We start from the raw sequence: 21,558 nt of genomic DNA, 5'->3' as shown, positions 1-21,558 counted from the left end.
GTACGGTCAGGCCGTGCTGCTCACCGAGTTCAACACCGCCGACGACGTCCGCCCGCTGCTGACGGCCTGCCTCGCCGTCCCCCGCTGGGTGGACGCGATCGCCGGCGGCCGGCCGTACGCCGACCTGGATGCACTCAAGGCCGCCGCCGACCTGCCGCTGAGCGGCGAAGAGATCCGGCAGGCCATGACCGCCCACCCGCGGATCGGCGAAAAGCCGGCGGACGGCTGGGCCCGCTCGGAACAGTCCGGTGTGGACAACGCGGACGCGTTCGCCGCCGCGAACGCCGAGTACGAAGCCAAGTTCGGGCACGTCTACCTGGTCTGCGCGAGCGGCCGCAGCGGCGAAGAACTGCTGAAGATCCTGCGCGACCGGCTCGGCAACGACCCGGCGACCGAACTCGCCGTGGCCGGGCGGGAACTCCTCAAGATCGCCGAACTCCGACTCGCGAAAGCGGTGACCGCGTGAGCCTCGTGACCACCCACGTCCTCGACACGGCGAAGGGCCGTCCCGCGCCCGGGATCGCCGTCCGCTTCGAGACCGCCGCGGGGAAGCCGATCGCCGACGGCCGCACCGACGCCGACGGCCGCATCCGCGACCTCGGCCCGGAAACCCTCGAGCCCGGCGTCTACCGCCTGGTCTTCGACACCGGGGCCTACCTGGGCCCGGACGCGTTCTTCCCGGAGGTCGCGCTGACCTTCCGGATCCTCGACGGCACCGCGCACCACCACGTGCCGCTCCTGCTCAGCCCGTTCGCCCATTCGACCTACCGAGGGAGCTGACCGTGGCCATCACCCTGGGCCCCAACCAGTACGGCAAGGCGGAGGTCCGCCTGGTCACGGTGCGCCGCGACGGCCCCGTGCACCACCTGACGGACCTCACCGTGTCGACGTCGCTGCGCGGCGAGCTGGCCGCGACGCACCTGACCGGCGACAACGCGGGCGTGCTCGCGACCGACACGCAGAAGAACACCGTGTACGCCTTCGCGAAGGAGGCGCCGGTCGGCGAGATCGAGGACTTCGGCCTGCGCCTGGCCCGCCACTTCGTCGGCACGCAGGGGAACATCACCGGCGCGCGCGTCAAGATCGACGAGCACGGCTGGGACCGGATCACGGTCGGCGGCGCGCCGCACGACCACGCGTTCAGCCGCTCGGGCGACGAACGGCGCACGACCGCCGTGACGATCCAGGGCGAGCGCGCGTGGGTGGTGTCCGGCATCGACGGCCTGACCCTGCTCAAGTCCACGGGTTCGGAGTTCCACGGCTTCCCGCGCGAGGAGTACACGACCCTCGCCGAGACCGACGACCGCATCCTCGCGACCGCCGTCACGGCGAAGTGGCGCTACCAGGGCGTGGACGTCGACTGGGCGGAGAGCCACCGCGAGATCCGGCGCCTGATGCTGGAGACCTTCGCGACGAAGCACAGCCTTTCCCTGCAGCAGACGCTGTACGCGATGGGGGCAGCGGTGCTGGAGGCCCGCGAAGAGGTCGCCGAGGTCCGGCTGTCGCTGCCGAACAAGCACCACTTCCTGGTCGACCTGAGCCCGTTCGGGCTGAAGAACGACAACGAGGTGTTCTACGCCGCGGACCGCCCCTACGGCCTGATCGAGGGCACCATCCTGCGCGACGACGCCGAGGACGCCGGCCCGGCCTGGGACCTCCACTAGCCCGCACTTTCACGTGAAAGTGCGGTGGATAGATCGCTCTATCATGGGGCTGTGGCAGGGACCAAGGAACGCATCATGGCCGCCGGCGCGGAACTGTTCCGGCGCAACGGCTACACCGGCACCGGGCTCAAGCAGATCGTCTCGGAGGCCAACGCGCCCTTCGGGTCGCTCTACCACTTCTTCCCCGGCGGCAAGGAGCAGCTCGGCCGGGAGGTCATCCGCACCTCCGGGCTCGCCTACATCCAGCTCTTCGACCTCTTCATCGCGCCGGCGCCGGACCTGATCAGCGGGGTCGAGTCCTTCTTCGCCGCCGGGATCGCGACCCTCGAAGCCACCGACTACGTCGAGGGCTGCCCGATCGCGACCGTCGCGCTGGAGGTCGCCTCGACCAACGAGCCGCTGCGGCAGGCCACCGCCGAGGTCTTCACCGCGTGGATCGACGCCGGCACCGAGAAGTTCGCGAAGTTCGGCATCGGCCGTGAAGCGGCCCGGACGCTGACGATCACCGCCGTCAACAACCTCGAAGGAGCGTTCGTGCTCTGCCGCGCGCTGCGCGACACCGAAGCGATGGCCGTCGCCGGGGCCGCGACCGTCGACGTCGCCCGTCGACTCCTCAACGAGAACGCACAACTTTAGTCGGGAATCCAACACGAATACTCAAGATGGCGCTTGACCGCACAGCAGGGGACACGGAAGCTGCTCTTCTCCTCCCCCAATGCCGTCGGTTGGAGCTGCCATGCGCCGTGTCCTCACCGTCCTCGCCACCGCCGTAGCCGCCCTCGGGCTCGTCTCCCCACCCGCCGACGCCCTCGAAAACGGCCTCGCGCGCACGCCGCCGATGGGCTGGAACACCTGGAACACCTTCGAGTGCGACATCAACGAGACGCTGGTCAAGCAGACCACCGACCTGATGGTCAGCTCCGGGATGCGCGACCGCGGCTACACCTACGTCAACCTCGACGACTGCTGGATGACGCGCAGCCGCGACGGCGCGGGCAACCTCGTCGCCGACCCCGCGAAGTTCCCCAGTGGCCTCAAGGCACTCGGCGACTACATCCACGCGCGCGGGATGAAGTTCGGGATCTACGAGAGCGCCGGTTCCGAGACCTGCCAGCACTACCCCGGCAGCCTCGGGCACGAGCAGGCCGACGCGAACAGCTTCGCGAGCTGGGGCGTCGACTACCTCAAGTACGACAACTGCGGCAGCCCCGCCGGGGAGACCCAGCAGGACTACGTCCGCCGCTACTCCGCGATGCGCGACGCGCTCAAGGCCACCGGCCGCCCGATCGCCTACAGCATCTGCGAATGGGGCAACTTCAGCCCGTCGACGTGGGCACCGGACGTCGGCAACCTGTGGCGCACCACCGGTGACATCACCAACAACTGGGGCAGCATCGACTCGATCTACCGCCAGAACGTCGGGCTCGCGTCCGCCGCGAAGCCGGGCGCCTGGAACGACCCGGACATGCTCGAAGTCGGCGACGGCATGGACTTCCAGGAGGACCGCGCCCACTTCACGCTCTGGGCCGCGATGGCCGCGCCGCTGATCGCGGGCGCCGACCTGCGCTCGGCCAGCGTCGCCACGTTCTCGACGTACCTCAACTCCGACGTCATCGCCGTCGACCAGGACTCCCTCGGCAAGCAGGCCAAGCGGATCTCGTCGTCCGGCGGCTTGGACGTCCTCGCGAAGCCGCTGTCCGACGGCGACGTGGCCGTGGTGCTGTTCAACGAGAACAGCACCACGAAGACCGTCTCGACGACCGCCGCCGCGGCCGGGCTGCCCGCCGCGCCGAGCTACCGGCTGACCAACCTGTGGTCGAAGGAGCAGACCACGAGCACCGGCGCGATCAGCGCCGCCGTGCCCTCGCACGGCACCGTGATCCACCGAGTCAAGGCGAACGCGAGCGGCAGCAGCACCGCCCGTCCGCTGCAGGGCGCGTCGTCGGCACGCTGCATCGACATCAACGGCGGCGCCACGTCCGGCGCGAAGGTCGACATCTGGGACTGCGACGGCGGCGCCAACCAGACCTGGACGTTCACGAGCGCCGGGGAGCTGCAGGCCGGCGGCCTCTGCCTCGACGCCAGCGAAGGCGGCACCGCCGCCGGGACCAAGCTGATCGCCTGGACCTGCCACGGCGGCGCGAACCAGAAGTTCAAGCTCAACGCCGACGGCTCGATCACCGGCACGCAGACCGGCCTGTGCGTCGACGTCACCGGCGGGGACAAGCCCGCCGGCAACGTCAACGGCACGCAGCTCGAACTGTGGGGCTGCAACGACGACGCCAACCAGAACTGGCAGCTCAGGTAGCGGTCAGGTGCTCCGGCCGCACCGGGACGCGCGGGAGCGCGAGCCCGGTCGCGGCCCGGATCGCGGCCACGATCGCCGGAGTCGAGGAGATCGTCGGCGGCTCGCCCACCCCGCGCAGGCCGTACGGCGCGTGCGGGTCCGGGCGTTCCAGGACGTCGATGCTCATCGGCGGCATGTCCAGGACGGTCGGGATCAGGTAGTCGGTGAAGGAGGGGTTCCGGATCTTCCCGCCGGAGGTCTGGATCTCCTCCATCACCGCGAGCCCGAGGCCCTGCGCCGAGCCGCCCTGGATCTGGCCCAGCACGGCCTGGGGGTTCAGCGCCTTGCCGACGTCCTGGGCGCAGTCGAGCGCCACCACCTTCACCAGGCCCAGCTCGGTGTCGACGTCGACGACCGCCCGGTGCGCGGCGAACGCGTACTGCACGTGCGCGCTGCCCTGGCCCGTTTCCGGGTCGAGCGCGGTCGTCGGCCGGTGCCGCCACTCCACGGTTTCGTCGAAGACGTCGTCGCCGAGGACGTCCACCAGGTCGGCGAGCACCTGGCCGTCGGCCGCGACGAGCTTGCCGCCGACGATGCGCGTCGTCCGGTCGAACCGGGAGAGCAGCTTCGCCCGCACCGCACCGCAGGCGGCCTGGACCGCGCCGCCGGTGACGTAGGTCTGGCGCGACGCCGAGGTCGAACCGCCGTTGCCGATCGAGGTGTCCATCGGCAGGATCGTCACCTGCTCGACGCCCAGCTCGGTCCGGACGATCTGCTGCATGATCGTCACCAGGCCCTGGCCGACCTCGCAGGCCGCGGTGTGCACGGTCGCCGCCGGCTCGCCGCCGACCAGCTGCAGGCGCACGCGCGCGGTCGAGTAGTCGTCGAAGCCCTCGGAGAAGCAGACGTTCTTGATCCCGACGGCGTACCCGACCCCGCGGACGACGCCTTCGCCGTGGGTCGTGTTCGACACCCCGCCCGGCATGTGCCGCAGGTCGAAGGGCCGCTCGGGCGGCATCGGCTTGTCCCGCACCAGCCCCAGCAGCTCGGCGACCGGGGCGGCGGAGTCGACGGCCTGGCCGGTCGGCATCAGGTCGCCCTCGCTCATCGCGTTGCGGACGCGGATCTCGACCGGGTCGAGACCGCAGGCGTCAGCGAGCTTGTCCATCTGGGACTCGTAGCCGAACGCCGCCTGCACCGCGCCGAACCCGCGCATCGCACCGCACGGCGGGTTGTTCGTGTAGGTGCCCCAGCAGTCGACGGTCACACTGTCCACTTTGTACGGTCCGACGCCGAGGGTGGCGGCGTTCGCGACCACCGCGCCGGTCGAGGACGCGTACGCGCCGCCGTCGAGGTACAGCCGCGTGCGGACGTACACGAGCCGGCCGTCGCGGGTGGCGCCGTGCTCGTAGTACATCTTCGCCGGGTGGCGGTGGACGTGGCCGTAGAAGGACTCTTCGCGGTTGTAGACCATCTTCACCGGCTTGCCGGTGTGCAGCGCCAGCAGGCACGCGTGCACCTGCATCGACAGGTCCTCGCGGCCGCCGAACGCGCCGCCGACACCGCCGAGCGTCAGCCGCACCTTCTCCACCGGCAGGCCCAGCGCGGCGACGATCTGCTGCTGGTCGACGTGCAGCCACTGCGTCGCGACGTACAGGTCGACGCCGCCTTCGGTGTCCGGCACCGCGAGCCCGGACTCCGGGCCGAGGAACGCCTGGTCCTGCATGCCGACCTCGTAGACGCCGGAGACCACGACGTCGGCCGGGACGTCCTGCGGACCGCGGCGGATCTTCACGTGCCGTACGACGTTGCCGCCGTCGTGCAGCGAAGGCCCTTCGCCCGCGACTGCCGCTTCGGAGTCCGTGACGGGCTCCAGTTCCTCGTAGGAGACGACGATCCGCTTCATCGCGCGGCGCGCGGTCTCCGGGTGGTCGGCGGCGACGAGCGCGACCGGTTCACCCTGGTAGCGCACGACTTCGGACGCGAGCACCGGCTGGTCGGCGTGCTCCAGGCCGTACCGGTTGACGCCCGGGACGTCCTCGTGCGTCAGCACCGCGCGGACGCCGGGCACGGTGAGGGCGCCGGTGATGTCGATCGAGGTGATCCGCGCGTACGGGTGCGGGCTGCGCAGCGTCACGCCCCACACCATGTCCTCGTGCCACAGGTCCGAGGAGTACGCGAATTCGCCGCGCACCTTGACCGTGCCGTCGGGGCGCTGCGGGGACGTGCCGACGCCGTCGACCGGCTGCGTGCTGACGGTGGTGGTCATCGGGCCTCCCGCAACCGGGCGCTCGCGGCCGCCAGCTCGCGGGCGATGGCGGACTCGTCGGCTTCGCGCAGGGTGCCGTCCTCGACGACGGCCTTGCCGCCGACGAACAGCCGGCGCAGCGGCGGGGTCGTACCGAGCACCAGGGCCGCGACCGGGTCGGCGATGCCCGCGTAGTTCAGCCCGGTCAGGTCCCAGACGGCCAGGTCGGCGAGCTTGCCGGGTTCGATCGACCCGAGGTCGTCGGCGCGGCCCAGGCAGCGGGCGCCGCCCATCGTGCCCATCCACAGCGCTTCCCGCGTGGTCAGGCCGCGGGGCCCGCCGCGCTGGCGGGCCTGCAGGAGCGCCTGGTGCAGCTCTTCGCCGAGGCCGCCGGACTCGTTGGACGCGGCCCCGTCGACACCGAGGCCGACCGGGACGCCGGCGTCGAGGAGGTCGCGGACCGGGGCGATGCCGGCGCCGATGCGGCCGTTGGACGTCGGGCAGTGCGCCGAGCCGGTGCCGGTCGCGCCGAACCGGCGGATCGCGTCGGGCGCGAGGTGGATGGTGTGCGCGAGCCAGACGTCGTCGGCGAGCCAGCCGAGCTTGTCGGCGTACTCGGCGGGCGTGCAGCCGACCTCGGCGAGGCACTGGCGCTCTTCGTCGTCGGTCTCCGCGAGGTGGGTGTGCAGGCGGACGCCCTTGCGGCGGGCCAGCTCGGCCGCGCCGGACATCAGCCGCTCGGTGACCGAGAACGGCGAGCACGGGCCCGCGGCGATCTGCAGGTGCGCTCCGGCCGAGTCGTCGTGGAAGCGGTCGATCGCCGCCTCGGTGCCGGCCAGCGCGGCCTCGGTCGTCTCGACCAGGTTGTCCGGCGGCAGGCCGCCGTCGGACTCGCCGCGGTCCATCGACCCGCGCACGACGTGCAGCCGGACGCCGATCCGCTGCCGGGCCGAGGCCAGCGCCGCCACCTGGTCGCCGCCGTCGCGCGGGAAGACGTAGTGGTGGTCGGCGACGGTGGTGCAGCCGGTCAGCGCCAGCCGCGCCATCCCGGCGGTGCCGGCGGCGTGGGTGATCTCGTCGTCGAGGCGGCCCCAGACCGGGTAGAGCGCGACCAGCCACTCGAAGAGCGTGTGGTCGGCGGCCATCCCGCGGGTCGCCCACTGGTAGAGGTGGTGGTGGGTGTTGACCAGGCCGGGCGTGACCAGGCAGCCCCCGGCGTCGACGCGCTCGTCGAACTCGCCGGTGTAGACGCCTTCGCCGACTTCGGCGATCCGGTCGTTCTCCACGACGACGTGGCCGGACGCGTACTCCGCGCCGGTGACCGTGGCGATCGCCGCGTTCGCGATGAGGGTTCTCACGCGACACCACCCTTCGCCACCGCGCGCACCGCGTCGAGGATCTTCTCGTAGCCGGTGCAGCGGCAGAGGTTGCCGGCGAGCGCCTCGCGGATCTCCTCGTCGGAGGGATCCGGTACGCGGTCCAGCAGGTCGTGCGCGGCGACGACCAGGCCCGGCGTGCAGAACCCGCACTGCACCGCGCCGTTGTCCACAAAGGACTGCTGGATCGGGTGGAGGGTGTCGCCGTCGGCCAGTCCCTCGACCGTGCGGACCGCGCGGCCCTCGGCCTGCCCGGCCGCGACCAGGCAGGCGCACACCGGGGCGTCGTCGAGGTAGACCGTGCAGGACCCGCATTCGCCCTGTTCGCAGGCGTTCTTCGACCCCGGGAGGCCGAGCCGCTCGCGCAGCACGTACAGCAGGCTTTCGCCTTCCCAGACGTCGTCCGCCTGCCGGTCTTCGCCGTTGATCGTCACGTTCAGGCGCATGCGCGCTCCCCCGTCCGGTGGTCTTCCCAGGCCCAGGTCAACGTACGCCGCGCGAGCACCGAAAGCGCGTGCTTGCGGTAGGCGGCGCTGCCCCGGACGTCGTCGATCGGTGACGCCGCTCCGGCCACCAGCTCGCCGAAGCGGCGCTTCAGGGAGTCGGGCAACGCGTCGGACGACCCCCACGGCAGCTCCCCGGCCAGGAACTCTTCGGCTTCGCGGGCGTGCCGCGGCGTCGGCGCGGCGGACCCGATCGCCGCGCCCACCACGCCGTCGCGCAGGGACAGCGCGAACGAGCAGACCGCGATGACCATCGCGTTGCGCGTCCCGACCTTGGCGAACTGCTGCGGCCCGGCGTCCGCGGGCAGGTGGACGGCGGTGATCAGCTCGTCGGGGTCGAGCGCGTGGCGTTTCACGCCGACGTAGAACTCCTCCGCGCGGAGGATCCGGGTCCCCCGGACGGAGGCCGCCTCGATCCGCGCGTCCAGGGCCAGCAGCACCGGGTGGGTGTCACCGGCCGGGGACGCGGCGCCGAGGTTGCCGCCGACCGTGCCGCGGTTGCGGATCTGGGGCGAGCCGACCGTGCGGGACGCCATGGCCAGGGCAGGGACGGATTCACCCAGTTCAGCGATGACGCGGGAGTACGGGACGCCGGCGCCGAGCCGGACGGTGCCGTCCGATGTGGACCACTCCGTCAGCTCGCGGACCGTCGTCAGGTCCAGCAGGGCCTCGGGGCGCCGGTGGTCGAAGTTCAGCTCGACCATGACGTCGGTGCCGCCGGCGATCGGCACGGCGTCCGGCCGCTCCGCCTTCAGGGCGAGGGCCTCGGCGAGCGTCGTGGGACGCAGGAAGTCCACAGGTGTGCTCCTTCACGAGGGCGATAGACCAGTAGACGCCGAACCGGGCACGGGCGGCAACGGCGCGTCGCATGAAACGCACAGGAGCGAACCGGGGGCCGGTTGTGCTTTCCTACAAGCCTGATGACGACCGTGAAAACTCTGCTGGGCCTCTCCGGCCTGCGGCTGCGCCCGCGAGCCGGGGCCGACCTGCTCGACCGGCCCGTGACGCGCATCTACGTCACGGAGCTGCCCGACCCCGGACGGTACCTGTCGGCGGGCGAGCTGGTGCTGTCCGGCCTGCTCTGGTGGCGGCGCCCGGGTGACGCCGAGCCGTTCGTGGCCGCGCTGGCCCGCTCGGGCGCGGCGGCGCTGGCCGCGTCCGGCGCCGATTCCGGCGGGATCCCGGCCGACGTCGTCGACGCCTGCGAGCGGCACCGGATGCCGCTCCTCGAGGTGCCGGCGGACCTGTCGTTCTCGGTGATCACCGAGCAGGTGGTGCTGGCGCTGGCCGCCGCGTCCGACAGCGCGCGCAAACGTTTGCAGGCCGCCGCGGACGCGCCGGTCGAGACGCTGCTGGAGCGCGCTTCGGCGGAGCTCGGGCTGCCGTGCTGGGTGCTGTCGGGCCTCGGCCGGGTGATCGCCGGGACCGCACCGCTGCCGCTGCCCGCCGGCGACGTCGTCCGCCGGCACGCGGCCCGCGAGTCCGGGCCGCTGACGGTGGTCCCGGTCGAGGGGCGGCACGCCGTGCCGTGGCTGATCGCCGCCGGGGGCCCGCTGAGCACCGCGCAGGCCGAGCTGGCCGAGGAGCTCGCGGGGCTCATCGGCGTCACGCGGGCGCGTGCCGTCCCGGCCGAAGCCGAGTTGCCCGGCGACGCCCGCGTCGTCGCGCTGCGGACCGAAGGCAGCGACGAGAGCCGGGACCTCCTGCGCGAGCTGCTGCCGGACGGGCTCCTGCTGGAGTCCACAGGGGACACTTCGTACGCGGCGACCACCGGGCGGCCGTCCCCGGCCGAGCTGTCCACTGTGGAACCGCTGCTCCGGGCGACGCGGATCGTCTGCGGGGTCGGCGATCCGGCCCCGCGAGCCGAGGCGTGGGACACCGCGCGGTACGCGCTGGGGGTGGCGGCCCGGCGCCCGGGCCGCGTCGTGGTCGTCCCGGCCGCCGAGGTGGCGGCGCACCGGCTGCTGCTCGCCGGCGCCCCGGACGGGCTGCGCGCGGCGTTGCGGCGGCGGGTCCTCGGGCCGCTGCTGGCCTACGACGCCGAGCAGCACACGGACCTGGTGCACACGGTGCGGGTGTTCCTGGAGTGCTCGGGCTCGCCGACCCGGGCGGCGAAGGCCCTGCACGTCCACGTCAACACGCTGCGCTACCGCATCGGCCGGGCGGGCGAGCTGCTCGGCGCGGACCTGACCGAGTTCACCGACCAGCTCGACGTCTACCTCGCGTTGTGCACGGAGGAGTGAAGTGGAGATCACGTCGGCCGAGCAGGCCGGGCACGACCCGCGGATCCTGGCCTTCGGGCGGCTGCAGGGCGCGGCGAACCGCCTCGAGTACCTGCTCGGGCGGGCGCTGGAGCGGGAATGCGGGATCACGCACCTGATGTACGAGGTGCTGCTGATCGTCGGCCGCGCGGGCCCGGACGGGCTGACGATGCGCTCGATCGCGCAGGAGCAGGTCCTGACGACGGGCGGGGCGACCCGGCTGGTCGACCGGATGGCCGCGCTCGGCCTGGTGACCCGCACGCCGTCCCCGCGCGACGGCCGCGTCCAGCTGGTGCGGCTGACGCCGCTGGGCGAGGAGACGACGGTCCGCGCCAGCCGGCTGCACGTGGAGAACATCGAGCAGTTCTTCTTCCGGCCGGTGCCGGCGGAGCACCGCGAGCGCTTCGCCGACGACCTGCGGGCGCTGAGCCACGCCGCCCGCGACGCCCTCCCCCGGCTCCGCTGAAAGCACCCCAATGTGGCGTTCGGTGCGTCCAGCGCACCCAATGTGGCGTTCGGTGCGTTGAACGCAACCAACGCCACATTGGGGTGCTCGGGGGGCGGCGGAGCGCTGCGGCACACTCCCTGCGTGGGCAAGAAGAACCGCCGTCAGCGCGTGGCCGTCGAGGAAGCCGTCCCGTGGGCCGGGGCGTCGCCGACGGCGGAGGAGGTACGCGACACGCTGCTCGCCGCCGGCTACGAGACCGCGCGGGGTGTTCCGGGTGCGGCCAAGAAGCACGCGAAGCGGCTCGCGCCCGGCCTCGAACTGACGGCCGAACTGGCCAGTGGCGCGCACCAAGCCGGGGAGCAGCTGATCGCCCGAGCCTGCCGGGGCGGCTGGCTGCCCGAGGACCTCGACCAGGCCGCCCGCCGCCACGTCGACGAGTTCGCCCGGTCCTACGTGCTCGACACCCTCGCCGCCCACGTCGAGCGGTTCGCGCCGGAGACGGTGCACCCGCGCTGGCGGGAGCAGCTCGCCGAGGTGGGCGCCGGGCGCTGGTGGTCCGAGCCGCACCTGGCGGAGTGGGCGGCGAAGCACATCCTCACCCCCGCCGAGGCGCTGGCGTCGGTGATCGAAGCCCTCGGTTTCCTGCTGACCCTGCCGGCCGTCACCCCCGTGCTGCCCGTGCCGGGGACGGCGCTCCCGGAACGGCCCGCGCACCACGCCGTCGACGAGAAGAAGCTGGGCCGGGTGCGCGCGCTGCTGGCGAAGGCCGAGTCGAGCTCGTTCCCCGAGGAGGCCGAAGCCCTTTCGGCGAAGGCGCAGGAGCTGATGACCCGGTACGCCCTCGACCGCGTGCTGGTCGAAGCCGGCGAGGCCGGGCCCGAGGCGCCGGCGGCCCGCCGGATCTGGCTCGACACGCCGTACGTCGACGCCAAGTCGCTGCTGGTCCACGTCGTCGCGAAGGCCGACCGGTGCCGCGCGATCTTCGACCCGCGCTGGGGCTTCGTCACCGTCGTCGGCGACGAGGCGGACCTGGACTCCGTCGAGCTGATGACGACGTCCCTGCTCGTCCAGGCGACGCGGGCGATGATCGCCGACCCGGCCGGCCGGTCGCGGGCGTTCCGGAAGTCGTTCCTCGTCGCCTACGCCACCCGGATCGGCGAGCGGCTCGAGCAGGCGGCCGAAGCGGCGATCGCGGAGTCACCCGACGCGGCCCGGCTGCTGCCGGTGCTGGCGTCGCACGAGCTGAAGGTGGAGTCGGCCTTCACCAAGCGGTTCCCCGAAGTGGTGCACAAGTCGGTGACCGTGCGGAGCCACGAGGGCTGGGGCGCGGGCCGCGAAGCCGCCGACCGCGCCCGGCTCGGCGAGTGATCCTCACACCTCGCGCCGGGCGTACTTCTCCAGTTCCGGGCGGCCGAACGGCAGCTCGCCTTCGTCGAGCGCGCCGCAGTCGAGGCCGCGCAGCAGGTACACCGCCAGTGCCTGTGCCGTCGCCGGTTCGTCGAGCACTCCGCCCGCCACCTTCGACGCGTACGCCGTCAGCCGCTCGACCGCCTCGACGAACCCCGAGCGGTAGAACGTGTACGTCGCCGCGAAGCGCGTCGGGAGCTGGTGCGGGTGCAGGTCCCAGCCCTGGTAGAAGCCGCGTTCCAGCGACCGCCGGACCAGGCGCAGGTGTTCGGCCCACGCCGCGGGCAGCGCGTCGCCGATCGGGAGCTTGTTCGTCGAGCCGTCCGACAGCCGGACGCCGGTGCCCGCCGCCGCGACCTGCATCAGGCCCTTGGCGAGGTCCGCCGCCGGGTGCTCCATGCTCTGGTAGGCCGCCGCGATGCCGAGGCCCGCGCTGTAGTCGTACGTCCCGTAGTGCAGACCCGTGCACCGGCCGTCGGCCGCCTGCACGATCCGCGGGACCGCGAGCGTCCCGTCGAGGTCCACAATGGACTGGGCCGTCTCGATCTGGACTTCGAACCGGAGCCTGTGCCCGGGCAGGTCATATGCGGATTCCAGGCGGGCCAGCACTTCCGCCGCCACCGAGACCTGCTCGATCGCCGTCACCTTCGGCAGCGTGACGACGAACCCGGGCGGCAGCGGCCCGTTGTCGAGCAACGCACCCAGGAACAGGTCCAGGGTGCGGATCCCGCGCCGGCGCGTCGCCGCCTCGAAGCTCTTGAACCGGATGCCGCAGAACGGTGTCCCGCCGGTGGTGGCCAGTGTCTGCCCGGCGGCCAGCGCGGCGGCGTCCTCGACGTCGTCGGGGACGCGGCCGTAGCCGTCCTCGAAGTCGATCCGCAGGTCCTCGATCGGCTCGGTGAGCAGCTTGGCGCGCACGCGTTCGTACCCGGCCGCGTCGAGACCGAGCAGGTCCTCGTGCTCGACGAACACGCGCATCGCCTGCTTGCCCCAGTCGGCGACCAGGCGCGTCCGGTACTGCGACGCGGGCACGTAGACCGTGTGCACCGGCTGCCGTCCCGGCCGCTCCCCGGGTACGCCGCCGCGACGCGCGCGTCGGCCGAAGCCAGGCGCGCGTCGGCGGCGGCGTAGACGTCTTCGGGAAGACGCACCTACTTGATCCGCTCGTACGCCGGCAGGGTCAGGAAGTCCGGGAACTCGTCGGCCAGCGCGACCTGCTCGAACAGCTCCACGGCCGGCTCCAGCAGCTCCGGCTTGAGCTCGCCGGCCAGCTCGCCGCGGACGTCCGCCAGCACGCCCCGGACCAGCTCCGAGGTGACGGTGTCGCCGGTGTCCAAAGTGGTCCCGTTCTTGACCCACTGCCAGATCTGCGAGCGCGAGATCTCGGCGGTGGCGGCGTCCTCCATCAGGTTGTGGATGGCCGCCGCGCCGTTGCCGCCGAGCCAGGACGCGATGTAGCGGACGCCGACGTCCACCGCGGCGCGCAGGCCGGCCGCCGTCGCGCCACCCGGCGTCGAAGCGACGTCGAGCAGCTGGTCGGCGGTGACGCTCACCTCGTCGCGGGTGCGCCCGAGCTGGTTCGGCTCCTCGCCGAGGACCTTGTCGAACTCCTCCTTGCAGAGCTCGACCATGCCCGGGTGCGCGACCCAGGAGCCGTCGAACCCGTCGCCGGCTTCGCGGGACTTGTCCGCGTGCACCTTGTCGAAGGCACCCTTGTTGGTCTCGGGGTCCTTGCTCGGGATGAACGCGGCCATGCCGCCGATCGCGAACGCGCCGCGCTTGTGGCAGGTGCGCACGAGCAGCTCGGTGTAGGCGCGCATGAACGGCGCGGTCATGGTGACGGAGTTGCGGTCCGGCAGCACGAACTTCTCGCCCGCGTCGCGGAAGTACTTGATCACGCTGAACAGGTAGTCCCAGCGGCCGGCGTTGAGGCCCGAGGCGTGCTCGCGCAGCTCGTAGAGGATCTCTTCCATCTCGAACGCGGCCGGGATGGTCTCGATCAGCACGGTCGCGCGGACGGTGCCGTGCTCGATGCCGAGCGCCTTCTCGGCGTGGGTGAAGACGTCGTTCCAGAGCCGCGCTTCGAGGTGGCTCTCCATCTTCGGGAGGTAGTAGTACGGGCCCTTGCCGCGCTTCAGCAGCTCGGCCGCGTTGTGGAAGAAGTGCAGGCCGAAGTCGACGAGCGCGCCGACGCCCTCGCGGCCGCCGAACGTCAGGTGGCTCTCGGGGAGGTGCCAGCCGCGCGGGCGGACCACGATCGTGGCGTGCTCGACGTCGTCCTTGAGCGCGTAGCTCTTGCCGCCGCTCTCCAGCGTGATCGTCTCGCGGACGGCGTCGAAGAGGTTGACCTGGCCGGACACGACGTTCACCCAGTGCGGGGTGTTGGCGTCCTCGAGGTCGGCGAGCCACACCTTCGCGCCGGAGTTGAGCGCGTTGATGGTCATCTTGCGGTCGGTCGGCCCGGTGATCTCGACGCGGCGGTCCCGCAGCGCGGCGGGCGCGCCGGCGACCTGCCAGTCGCTCTCGCGGATCTCCTTCGTCTCCGGCAGGAAGTCGAGCTTGCCGGTGGTCCGGGCCTCTTCGCGGCGCTTGCTCCGCGCCTGGAGCAGCTCGTCGCGGCGGCCGGCGAAGGCGTCGTGGAGACCGGCGAGGAAGGCGAGCGCCTCCGGCGTGAGGATCTCGTCGCCGCGCTCGACCGGGTCGCCCAGCACCTGGACTTCAGAAGACATGGGGAAACACCTCGAGGGTTCGGATCTTTGGATAACGGCCCTACGGTTTTCTACCAGCCGGACTATAGTTTCTGCATAGCGGAAGCTCAACGCCGACGTAAGGAGGGCCACCGTGCCGGCGGAGAAGAACGGTCGCGACGGCGGCGTCCAGTCCCTGCAGCGCGCCTTCGAGCTGCTGGAACACCTCGCGGACACCGGCGGCGAAGCCAGCCTGTCGGAGCTGGCGACGCTGTCCGGGCTGCCGATGCCGACGATCCACCGGCTGATCCGCACCCTGGTCGACCTCGGCTACGTCCGCCAGAACACGAACCGCCGCTACGCGCTGGGCGCCCGGCTGATCAGGCTGGGCGAGAACGCGAGCATGCAGTTCGGCGCGTGGGCGCGGCCACTGCTGGCGGAGCTGGTGGAGGAGGTCGGCGAGACGGCGAACCTCGCGGTCCTGGAGCGCGACGAGGTCGTGTACGTGGCCCAGGTGCCCTCGAAGCACTCGATGCGCATGTTCACCGAGGTCGGCCGGCGGCTGCTGCCGCACGGGACCGGAGTGGGGAAGGCGATGCTGGCACACCTGCCCGCGGCCGACGTGCGCGAGCTTCTCTCGCGGACGGGCATGCCGGCGTACACCGAGCACACGTTCACCGACGCGGACGCGCTGGCGGTCGAGCTTTCGCGGATCGCTTCGCAGGGGTATGCGCTGGACGAGGCGGAGCAGGAGCTGGGGGTCCGGTGCGTGGCCGTCGCCGTGCCGGGGGCACCGGTCCCGGCGGCGGTGTCGGTGTCAGGCCCGTCGGGACGGCTGACCGCCGAGGCGGTGGCGCACATCGCCCCGGCGGTGCAGCGGGTGGCGGACGCCCTGGGGGCGAGCCTCTCCCAGACCCCACTATCAGTGTGACGGAGAGTGATATCTAGTGACTGAAGGTGACCCCAACGGTAATCTCGACGACATGGCAAGACTCGAAGATCTCGAAGCCCGCGTGACCGCTCTGGAAGAACAGGTGCGGTCGACTCGGCAGGACGCCGCGGCCGCACGCATCCTCGCCGGGACGGCGGACCGGGATGTCTCCGACTTCAAGCAGACCTTGACCGGCCACACCAAGGTCCTGAACGCGTTGCGCGAAACGCAGGTAGAGCAGGGCCAGGACATCACAAGTCTCAAGACGGAAGTCATCGACCTCAGGGCCGAGATGCGCAGCGGGTTCACCAAGATCAATGTCGACATGGAGCAGATGAGCCGGTTGCTTCAGCAGGTCATCGACAAGGACTGACTCCTCACTTCAGCTCCCCCGCCAGCAGGTCCATCAGCAGGCCGTCGTGCCAGCTGCCGTCCGCCGCCCGCTCGTACCGGCGCAGCACGCCCACCGGCCGGAAGCCCACCTTCGTGTACACCCGGATCGCGGGCTCGTTGGCCGCCGCCGGGTCGATCGTCAGGCGGTGGTGGCCCTGGGCGAACAGGTGCCTCGCCAGGGCGCGGAGGGCGTCCGTGCCGAGGCCGCGGCCGTGGCAGGCCGGGTCGATCGCGATGTCGATGCCCGCGCTGCGGTACTGCGGGTCGAGCTCCTCGCAGCTCTGGATCAGCCCGACCACGGCGCCGTCCGCTTCGATGGCGTAGCAGCGGAAGCCGTCCTCGACGGTGTAGATGCCTTCGGTTTCCGAGTCCGGCTCGCCCCACCAGCGGGCGACCTCCGGGGTGGCCAGGATTTCGTGCGCGCGGGCGCGGTCCGCTGGGCCGATCGGGCGCAGCCGCACCCGTTCGCCGTGGATGGCGGTCATGATTGTCCTCTCTTCGTAGCGGATGACGGCTTCTGAGCGTCTGCTACGGGGAGGGGCACGAGCGGAAGTGCGTCAACCGGGCATACCGGGAGTGTGCGCCGCCGCGCGGGCACCCGTCACCCGAATATCGCCGGAGGCCGCATGGACGCGCACACCGGTGCCCTGACCTGGCTCGCCCAGGGCGCCGCTTCGAACCTGCTGGACCGACTGGTGGACCGCGCGCTCGACGGCTCGCCGCCGCCACCGGCGTGGCCAAGTCCCGGCGGCGCCCCGGCGGGCACCGTCGAGATCTCCGTGCGCCACCACTCGGCCGCGAAGGTCCGCACGCCGGTGATCCTCACGCTGCAGGAGGACGGCAGCCGCACGGGCACGGTCTTCTCGGTCGTGCTGGGGAACACGGCGCGCATCGCCGTCCCGGGCGGCGCCTACTTCGGCGCCGCGATGGTGGTCGACCCGGCCCGCCGCACCCTGCAGGGCATCGGCTGGTCCAGGCTCACCGTGGCCGCCCGCCGGACGTCCCCGTGCCTCATCCCGGCGGGCCGCCCGTCGGCGCCGGTGATCCTGCAGCTGGGCCTGCGGAAGGCGGACGGGACCCCGCTGTTCCGGCTCTAGCCGAGCAGGGCGTCGACGAACGCGCCCGGCTCGAACGGCGCCAGGTCGTCCGGCCCTTCGCCCAGCCCGACGAGCTTCACCGGGACACCCAGTTCGCGCTGGACCTGGAACACGATGCCGCCCTTCGCGGTGCCGTCCAGCTTCGTCAGCACGATGCCCGTCACGTCGATGACCTCGGCGAACACCCGGGCCTGCATCAGGCCGTTCTGGCCCGTCGTCGCGTCCAGCACGAGGAGCACCTCGTCGACCTTCGCCTGCTTCTCCACGACGCGCTTGACCTTGCCCAGCTCGTCCATCAGGCCCGTCTTCGTGTGCAGCCGGCCCGCCGTGTCGACCAGGACCGCGTCCACGCCGGTGTCCACGCCGCGCTTGACCGCGTCGAACGCCACCGCGGCCGGGTCCGCGCCTTCCTTGCCGCGGACGACCTCCGCGCCCACGCGCTCGGCCCACGTCTGCAGCTGGTCGGCCGCCGCCGCGCGGAAGGTGTCCGCCGCGCCCAGGACCACCGTCTTGTCCTGGGCGACCAGGACGCGGGCGAGCTTGCCCGTGGTCGTCGTCTTGCCGGTGCCGTTGACGCCGGCCACCAGGACCACCGCGGGCTGCTTCTTGCCGTCGACGATGTGCGGCAGCGCCCGCACCGCGCGCTCGCTGTCGGTGGACAGCTGGGCGGTGAGGACCTCGTGGAGCACCTCGCGGGCCTCGGCCGACGAGCGGATCGCGCGCCGGGAGAGCTCGTCGCGGAGGCGCTCGACGATCTGGGTCGTGGTGGCCGCGCCGAGGTCGGCCATCAGCAGCGTGTCTTCGACGTCCTGCCAGGAGTCCTCGTCGAGGTCGCCGGCGCCGAGCAGGCCGAGCAGGCTCGTCCCGAACACCGAGCGCGACTTCGACAGGCGGCCGCGCAGCCGTTCCATGCGGCCGGTCGCCGGCTCGATCTCCTCGACGACCGGGGCTTCCGCGGGCTCTTCGGGCAGCTTGACGTCGCGGACCGTGCGCTGCGCCGAATCGCGCGGCACGGCGGCGTCGTCGCCGACCGCGGGCTGGCCGTCGGTCTCCGGCCGGTCCTCGACCGGGTGGTCGACCTCGGGAGCCTCGCCGCCGGGCGCGAGCGCGATGCCCCCGCTGGCCGCGTAGGAGCCGCCCTTCGGTTTCTCCTCGACCTCGCGCTTGGCGTCCAGGCTGATCCGGCGCTTGCGCGCGACCAGCAGGCCGGTCACCAGGAGGGCGACCAGCACGACGACGGCGAGGACTACGAACAGGAACCAGGTGCTCGACACGGGACCCATCCTTTCATCCGCACCCGCGCCCACCGGACACCCCGTCCGCACAGGCAATTCGCAACAACGTGGATCCCGATTGGGCCAAGACTTCACCAAGTGGGTTGCGTCACACGTCGGACCTGCACTAAACCCCTCCGGATGGGGATTCGCGCCAACCACGGCTTCCGGGTGATCGGGCTGATTTCGGGCACGTCGGTCGACGGCATCGACGTGGCCGCCGCCGACCTGCGCGCCGAGGGCGACACGGTGGTCCTCACCCCGCTCGGCGAGCTCGACGTCCCGTACCCGGAACCGCTGCGCGAAGCCCTCCTGGCCGCCCTGCCGCCGAACCCGTGCACCGCCGGCGAGCTGACGCGGCTCGACACCGGCGTCGGCCAGGCGTTCGCCGACGCGGCCCTGCGCGGCGCCGTGGAGCTCGCCGGTGGCACCGCGGACCTGGTCGCCTCCCTGGGCCAGACGGTGTTCCACTGGGTCGAGGACGGCCACGTCCGCGGCACGCTGCAGCTCGGCCAGCCCGCCTGGATCGCCGAGCGCACCGGGCTGCCGGTGCTCGCCGACCTGCGGGCCCGCGACGTCGCCGCGGGCGGGCACGGCGCTCCCCTGGCGAGCACGCTCGACCAGCTGTGGCTGCGCGGCCTCGCCCAGGACACCGGGCGCCCGGTCGCGGCGCTCAACCTCGGCGGCATCGCCAACATCACCGTCGTCGCCGACGGCGAACCGGCGATCGCCTACGACACCGGCCCCGCCAACGCCCTGCTCGACCTCGCCGCCCACCGCGTCACCGGGCACCGCAGCGACGTCGACGGGCGGCTCGCGCTCGGCGGCTCGGTGCGCTCCGACCTGCTCGCCCGGCTGCTCGCCGACCCCTACTTCGCCGCCGCGCCGCCGAAGTCGACCGGCAAGGAGCACTTCAACGAGACCTACCTCGACGCCGCGCTGGCCGGCCTCGGCCCGGTCGACGCGGGCGACCTGCTCGCGACGCTGACCGAGCTGACCGCCGTGACGGTGGCCGACCAGTGCCTGCGCCACGGCGTCACGATCGTCATCGCCTCCGGCGGCGGCATCCGGAACCCGGCCCTCATGACGGCCCTCACCCGGAACCTGCCGTCCGCGGTGCTCAAGACCAGCGACGACCTCGGGCTGCCCGGCGCCGGCAAGGAGGCGTACCTGACCGCCCTGCTGGGCTGGCTCACCTGGTGCGGCGTGCCCGGTACGGTGCCGTCGGCAACCGGTGCGCGCGGCCCGCGCCTGCTCGGCGCGCTCGTCCCGGGCGCCGGGCCCCTGATCCTTCCCGCCCCGCTGGGGGGCACCGTGACGCGGTTGCGAGTCGCGGAGAAGGCCGGATAGACGGTAGGAGAACTTCCATGCGCGGTGTTGACCTCGCGATCATCGTGGTCTACCTGGCGGCGATGCCGCTGATAGGCGTGCTCGTCGGCCGGAAGCAACGGTCGGCGGCCGACTACTTCGTCGGCGAGCGCAGCCTGCCGTGGGGCGCGGTGATGCTGTCCGTGGTGGCCACGGAGACCTCGACGCTGACCGTGATCAGCACGCCGGGCCTCGTCTTCGGCAACGCGTTCCTGTTCCTGCAGCTGGCCTTCGGCTACATCATCGGCCGGACGGTCGCCGCGTTCGTGCTGCTGCCGCGGTACTTCCGCGGCAACCTCGTGAGCGCGTACGCGTTCCTCGGGAAGCGGTTCGGCTCGGGGCTGCAGGGCACGGCGTCGGTGACGTTCGTGATCACCCGGCTGCTCGCCGAGGGCGTGCGCCTGTTCGCCGGCGCGATCCCGATCAAGGTGATCCTCGGGCACTACAACATCCACCTGGACTACTGGGTGATCGTGGTGATCCTGACCGCGCTGACGCTGATCTACGCCTACATCGGCGGGATCAAGGCGGTCGTCTGGGTCGACGTCATCCAGCTGACCCTCTACCTCGGCGGCGCGGCGGTGGCCGCGATCGTGCTGCTGAACAAGCTGCCCGCCGACTGGGCCACGCAGGCGTCGGCGGACGGCAAGTTCATGCTCGTCGACTTCACGAAGAACCTGCTCACCAGCCCGTACGCGTTCATCACGGCGGTGCTCGGCGGCGCGGCGCTGTCGATGGCCTCGCACGGCGCCGACCAGCTGATCGCGCAGCGGCTGATGGCCACGCGCAGCCTGCGCGACGGCCAGAAGGCGCTGATCGGCAGCGGCATCATCGTCACCATCCAGTTCGCGCTGTTCCTGCTGGTCGGGGCGATGCTGTGGGTGTTCAACGGCCGCAAGTCGGTCGCCCAGCTCGGCCTGCAGAGCCCGGACGACGTGTTCTCGCGGTTCATCATCGACGACCTGCCGGTCGGGGTCTCGGGGCTGCTCATCGCGGGCGTGCTCGCGTCGACGATGGGTGCTTTGGCGTCGGCGCTCAACGCGCTCTCGACGTCCACCGTGGCCGATCTCTACCAGCGGTTCACCAAGCGTGCGCCCGAAGATTCGAAGCTGCTCAAGCACGGTCGCATGTGGACGCTCATCTGGGCCGTCGTGTTCGCGGTGTTCGCTTCGCTGTTCTCCACCACGAAGAACTCGGTCATCGAGCTGGGCCTCGCCATCACCGGCTACACCTACGGCGCGCTGCTCGGGTCGTTCCTGCTCGGCCTGCTGATCAAGAAGGCCCGGCAGGTGGACGCGATCATCGCGTTCGTGGCCACGGTCGTGGTGATGGCGTTCGTCATCCTCGGGGTGAAGTTCAGCGCGAAGACCGGCGGGCTCATCGGGATCGACTTCTCGAAGGCGGCCGGGGATCGCGTGGCCCTGGCGTACCCGTGGTACACGCTGCTGGGCGTGGTGATCACGCTGGTCGTGGGCGGGTTGCTGGCGCTGCGGCACCGCACGCCGGACCCGAAGGCGGCCGAAGCCGAAGCCGTGGGCGAGAGCGAAGAGGTCACCGCCGCCTGATCCTTCTGAACCGTTTCCGGCGGGCGCCCGTGTCGATCAGCGGGAGCCC

General features: G+C 72.0%; 20 protein-coding genes and 1 pseudogene. 13 read left to right on the top strand and 8 right to left on the bottom strand.

Going from position 1 to position 21,558, the window contains the following annotated elements:
* Positions 1 to 13: 13 nt before the first annotated feature.
* From AB5J73_RS22340 to AB5J73_RS22320, 5 genes are all read left to right on the top strand, one after another.
* Complete coding sequence (locus AB5J73_RS22340; RefSeq protein ID WP_370971883.1) at positions 14 to 466, top strand: 2-oxo-4-hydroxy-4-carboxy-5-ureidoimidazoline decarboxylase; 453 nt, start codon at positions 14 to 16, stop codon at positions 464 to 466.
* A complete protein-coding gene (uraH, locus tag AB5J73_RS22335) occupies positions 463 to 780 on the top strand; it encodes a hydroxyisourate hydrolase (protein ID WP_370971881.1) in 318 nt (105 codons plus the stop codon). Before AB5J73_RS22340 ends, uraH begins: the two co-directional genes overlap by 4 nt.
* Positions 781 to 782: 2 nt before the next feature.
* On the top strand, positions 783 to 1,664 hold the full coding sequence (gene pucL / locus AB5J73_RS22330; protein WP_370971879.1) for a factor-independent urate hydroxylase: 882 nt from the start codon (positions 783 to 785) through the stop codon (positions 1,662 to 1,664).
* Positions 1,665 to 1,739: 75 nt separating this feature from the next.
* Positions 1,740 to 2,300 carry a TetR/AcrR family transcriptional regulator gene (locus tag AB5J73_RS22325; protein ID WP_370973280.1) on the top strand — a complete coding sequence of 187 codons (561 nt, stop codon included), beginning with the start codon at positions 1,740 to 1,742 and terminating at the stop codon, positions 2,298 to 2,300.
* A gap of 100 nt (positions 2,301 to 2,400) precedes the next feature.
* Positions 2,401 to 3,972, top strand: coding sequence for a ricin-type beta-trefoil lectin domain protein (locus tag AB5J73_RS22320; protein ID WP_370971877.1), 1,572 nt, complete (start codon positions 2,401 to 2,403; stop codon positions 3,970 to 3,972).
* Here AB5J73_RS22320 and pucD read toward each other — a convergent pair.
* The 4 genes from pucD to AB5J73_RS22300 are packed head-to-tail and all read right to left on the bottom strand — an operon-like array spanning position 3,965 to position 8,875.
* A complete protein-coding gene (gene pucD / locus AB5J73_RS22315) occupies positions 3,965 to 6,220 on the bottom strand; it encodes a xanthine dehydrogenase subunit D (RefSeq protein ID WP_370971875.1) in 2,256 nt (751 codons plus the stop codon). The genes AB5J73_RS22320 and pucD overlap by 8 nt on opposite strands.
* Positions 6,217 to 7,557: an 8-oxoguanine deaminase gene (locus AB5J73_RS22310; protein WP_370971873.1), complete on the bottom strand. Its 1,341-nt coding sequence runs from the start codon at positions 7,555 to 7,557 to the stop codon at positions 6,217 to 6,219. Before AB5J73_RS22310 ends, pucD begins: the two co-directional genes overlap by 4 nt.
* Positions 7,554 to 8,021: a (2Fe-2S)-binding protein gene (locus AB5J73_RS22305; protein WP_370971872.1), complete on the bottom strand. Its 468-nt coding sequence runs from the start codon at positions 8,019 to 8,021 to the stop codon at positions 7,554 to 7,556. Before AB5J73_RS22305 ends, AB5J73_RS22310 begins: the two co-directional genes overlap by 4 nt.
* Positions 8,012 to 8,875: a xanthine dehydrogenase family protein subunit M gene (locus AB5J73_RS22300; RefSeq protein ID WP_370971870.1), complete on the bottom strand. Its 864-nt coding sequence runs from the start codon at positions 8,873 to 8,875 to the stop codon at positions 8,012 to 8,014. The genes AB5J73_RS22305 and AB5J73_RS22300 overlap by 10 nt, the downstream gene beginning before the upstream one ends.
* 123 nt (positions 8,876 to 8,998) lie before the next feature.
* Between AB5J73_RS22300 and AB5J73_RS22295 the strand changes: the two genes are divergently transcribed.
* The 3 genes from AB5J73_RS22295 (at position 8,999) to AB5J73_RS22285 (ending at position 12,155) form a co-directional block, all read left to right on the top strand.
* On the top strand, positions 8,999 to 10,321 hold the full coding sequence (locus AB5J73_RS22295; protein ID WP_370971868.1) for a PucR family transcriptional regulator: 1,323 nt from the start codon (positions 8,999 to 9,001) through the stop codon (positions 10,319 to 10,321).
* Between the two features lies 1 nt (position 10,322).
* Positions 10,323 to 10,805, top strand: coding sequence for a MarR family winged helix-turn-helix transcriptional regulator (locus tag AB5J73_RS22290; RefSeq protein ID WP_370971867.1), 483 nt, complete (start codon positions 10,323 to 10,325; stop codon positions 10,803 to 10,805).
* A 123-nt stretch (positions 10,806 to 10,928) separates the two neighbouring features.
* The gene (locus tag AB5J73_RS22285; RefSeq protein ID WP_370971865.1) at positions 10,929 to 12,155 is read left to right on the top strand and encodes a DUF2786 domain-containing protein; all 1,227 of its coding nucleotides are present in this window, start codon (positions 10,929 to 10,931) and stop codon (positions 12,153 to 12,155) included.
* A gap of 3 nt (positions 12,156 to 12,158) precedes the next feature.
* On the opposite strand, the pseudogene AB5J73_RS22280 reads toward AB5J73_RS22285, so the two are convergent.
* Positions 12,159 to 13,345: pseudogene (locus tag AB5J73_RS22280) on the bottom strand (aldolase).
* Positions 13,346 to 14,923, bottom strand: coding sequence for a malate synthase A (gene aceB, locus AB5J73_RS22275; RefSeq protein ID WP_370971863.1), 1,578 nt, complete (start codon positions 14,921 to 14,923; stop codon positions 13,346 to 13,348).
* A gap of 112 nt (positions 14,924 to 15,035) precedes the next feature.
* On the opposite strand from aceB, the gene AB5J73_RS22270 reads away from it, so the two are divergent.
* Positions 15,036 to 15,812: an IclR family transcriptional regulator gene (locus AB5J73_RS22270; protein ID WP_370971861.1), complete on the top strand. Its 777-nt coding sequence runs from the start codon at positions 15,036 to 15,038 to the stop codon at positions 15,810 to 15,812.
* Positions 15,813 to 15,864: 52 nt separating this feature from the next.
* Positions 15,865 to 16,185 (top strand): hypothetical protein, encoded by a 321-nt coding sequence (locus tag AB5J73_RS22265; RefSeq protein WP_370971859.1) that lies wholly within the window; start codon positions 15,865 to 15,867, stop codon positions 16,183 to 16,185.
* Between the two features lie 4 nt (positions 16,186 to 16,189).
* On the opposite strand, the gene AB5J73_RS22260 is transcribed toward AB5J73_RS22265, so the two are convergent.
* Positions 16,190 to 16,690 carry a GNAT family N-acetyltransferase gene (locus AB5J73_RS22260; protein ID WP_370971857.1) on the bottom strand — a complete coding sequence of 167 codons (501 nt, stop codon included), beginning with the start codon at positions 16,688 to 16,690 and terminating at the stop codon, positions 16,190 to 16,192.
* A 141-nt stretch (positions 16,691 to 16,831) separates the two neighbouring features.
* Between AB5J73_RS22260 and AB5J73_RS22255 the strand changes: the two genes are divergently transcribed.
* On the top strand, positions 16,832 to 17,302 hold the full coding sequence (locus AB5J73_RS22255; RefSeq protein WP_370971855.1) for a hypothetical protein: 471 nt from the start codon (positions 16,832 to 16,834) through the stop codon (positions 17,300 to 17,302).
* Here the strand turns inward: AB5J73_RS22255 and ftsY are convergent.
* Positions 17,299 to 18,576: a signal recognition particle-docking protein FtsY gene (gene ftsY, locus AB5J73_RS22250; RefSeq protein WP_370971853.1), complete on the bottom strand. Its 1,278-nt coding sequence runs from the start codon at positions 18,574 to 18,576 to the stop codon at positions 17,299 to 17,301. The two genes, AB5J73_RS22255 and ftsY, sit on opposite strands and share 4 nt — an antisense overlap.
* Positions 18,577 to 18,717: 141 nt before the next feature.
* Between ftsY and AB5J73_RS22245 the strand changes: the two genes are divergently transcribed.
* Together AB5J73_RS22245 and AB5J73_RS22240 are read left to right on the top strand one after the other, a co-directional pair.
* Complete coding sequence (locus AB5J73_RS22245) at positions 18,718 to 19,926, top strand: anhydro-N-acetylmuramic acid kinase (protein ID WP_370971852.1); 1,209 nt, start codon at positions 18,718 to 18,720, stop codon at positions 19,924 to 19,926.
* Between the two features lie 17 nt (positions 19,927 to 19,943).
* Positions 19,944 to 21,509, top strand: coding sequence for a sodium:solute symporter (locus tag AB5J73_RS22240; protein WP_370971850.1), 1,566 nt, complete (start codon positions 19,944 to 19,946; stop codon positions 21,507 to 21,509).
* The last annotated feature ends 49 nt before the right edge of the window (positions 21,510 to 21,558 follow it).

The organism is Amycolatopsis sp. cg9 (assembly GCF_041346945.1).
Classification (GTDB): Bacteria; Actinomycetota; Actinomycetes; order Mycobacteriales; family Pseudonocardiaceae; genus Amycolatopsis.
Note: the sequence above shows the minus strand (reverse complement) of the source record. Positions and strands in the feature narration are given on the sequence as shown.

Coding starts and splice junctions, on each gene's coding strand:
- AB5J73_RS22240 (WP_370971850.1), top strand. CDS start 19,944: ATGCGCGGTGTTGACCTCGCGATCATCGTGGTCTACCTGGCGGCGATG.
- AB5J73_RS22320 (WP_370971877.1), top strand. CDS start 2,401: ATGCGCCGTGTCCTCACCGTCCTCGCCACCGCCGTAGCCGCCCTCGGG.
- AB5J73_RS22265 (WP_370971859.1), top strand. CDS start 15,865: ATGGCAAGACTCGAAGATCTCGAAGCCCGCGTGACCGCTCTGGAAGAA.
- AB5J73_RS22305 (WP_370971872.1), bottom strand. CDS start 8,021: ATGCGCCTGAACGTGACGATCAACGGCGAAGACCGGCAGGCGGACGAC.
- AB5J73_RS22295 (WP_370971868.1), top strand. CDS start 8,999: ATGACGACCGTGAAAACTCTGCTGGGCCTCTCCGGCCTGCGGCTGCGC.
- AB5J73_RS22245 (WP_370971852.1), top strand. CDS start 18,718: ATGGGGATTCGCGCCAACCACGGCTTCCGGGTGATCGGGCTGATTTCG.
- AB5J73_RS22325 (WP_370973280.1), top strand. CDS start 1,740: ATGGCCGCCGGCGCGGAACTGTTCCGGCGCAACGGCTACACCGGCACC.
- AB5J73_RS22260 (WP_370971857.1), bottom strand. CDS start 16,690: ATGACCGCCATCCACGGCGAACGGGTGCGGCTGCGCCCGATCGGCCCA.
- pucD (WP_370971875.1), bottom strand. CDS start 6,220: ATGACCACCACCGTCAGCACGCAGCCGGTCGACGGCGTCGGCACGTCC.
- aceB (WP_370971863.1), bottom strand. CDS start 14,923: ATGTCTTCTGAAGTCCAGGTGCTGGGCGACCCGGTCGAGCGCGGCGAC.
- AB5J73_RS22255 (WP_370971855.1), top strand. CDS start 16,832: ATGGACGCGCACACCGGTGCCCTGACCTGGCTCGCCCAGGGCGCCGCT.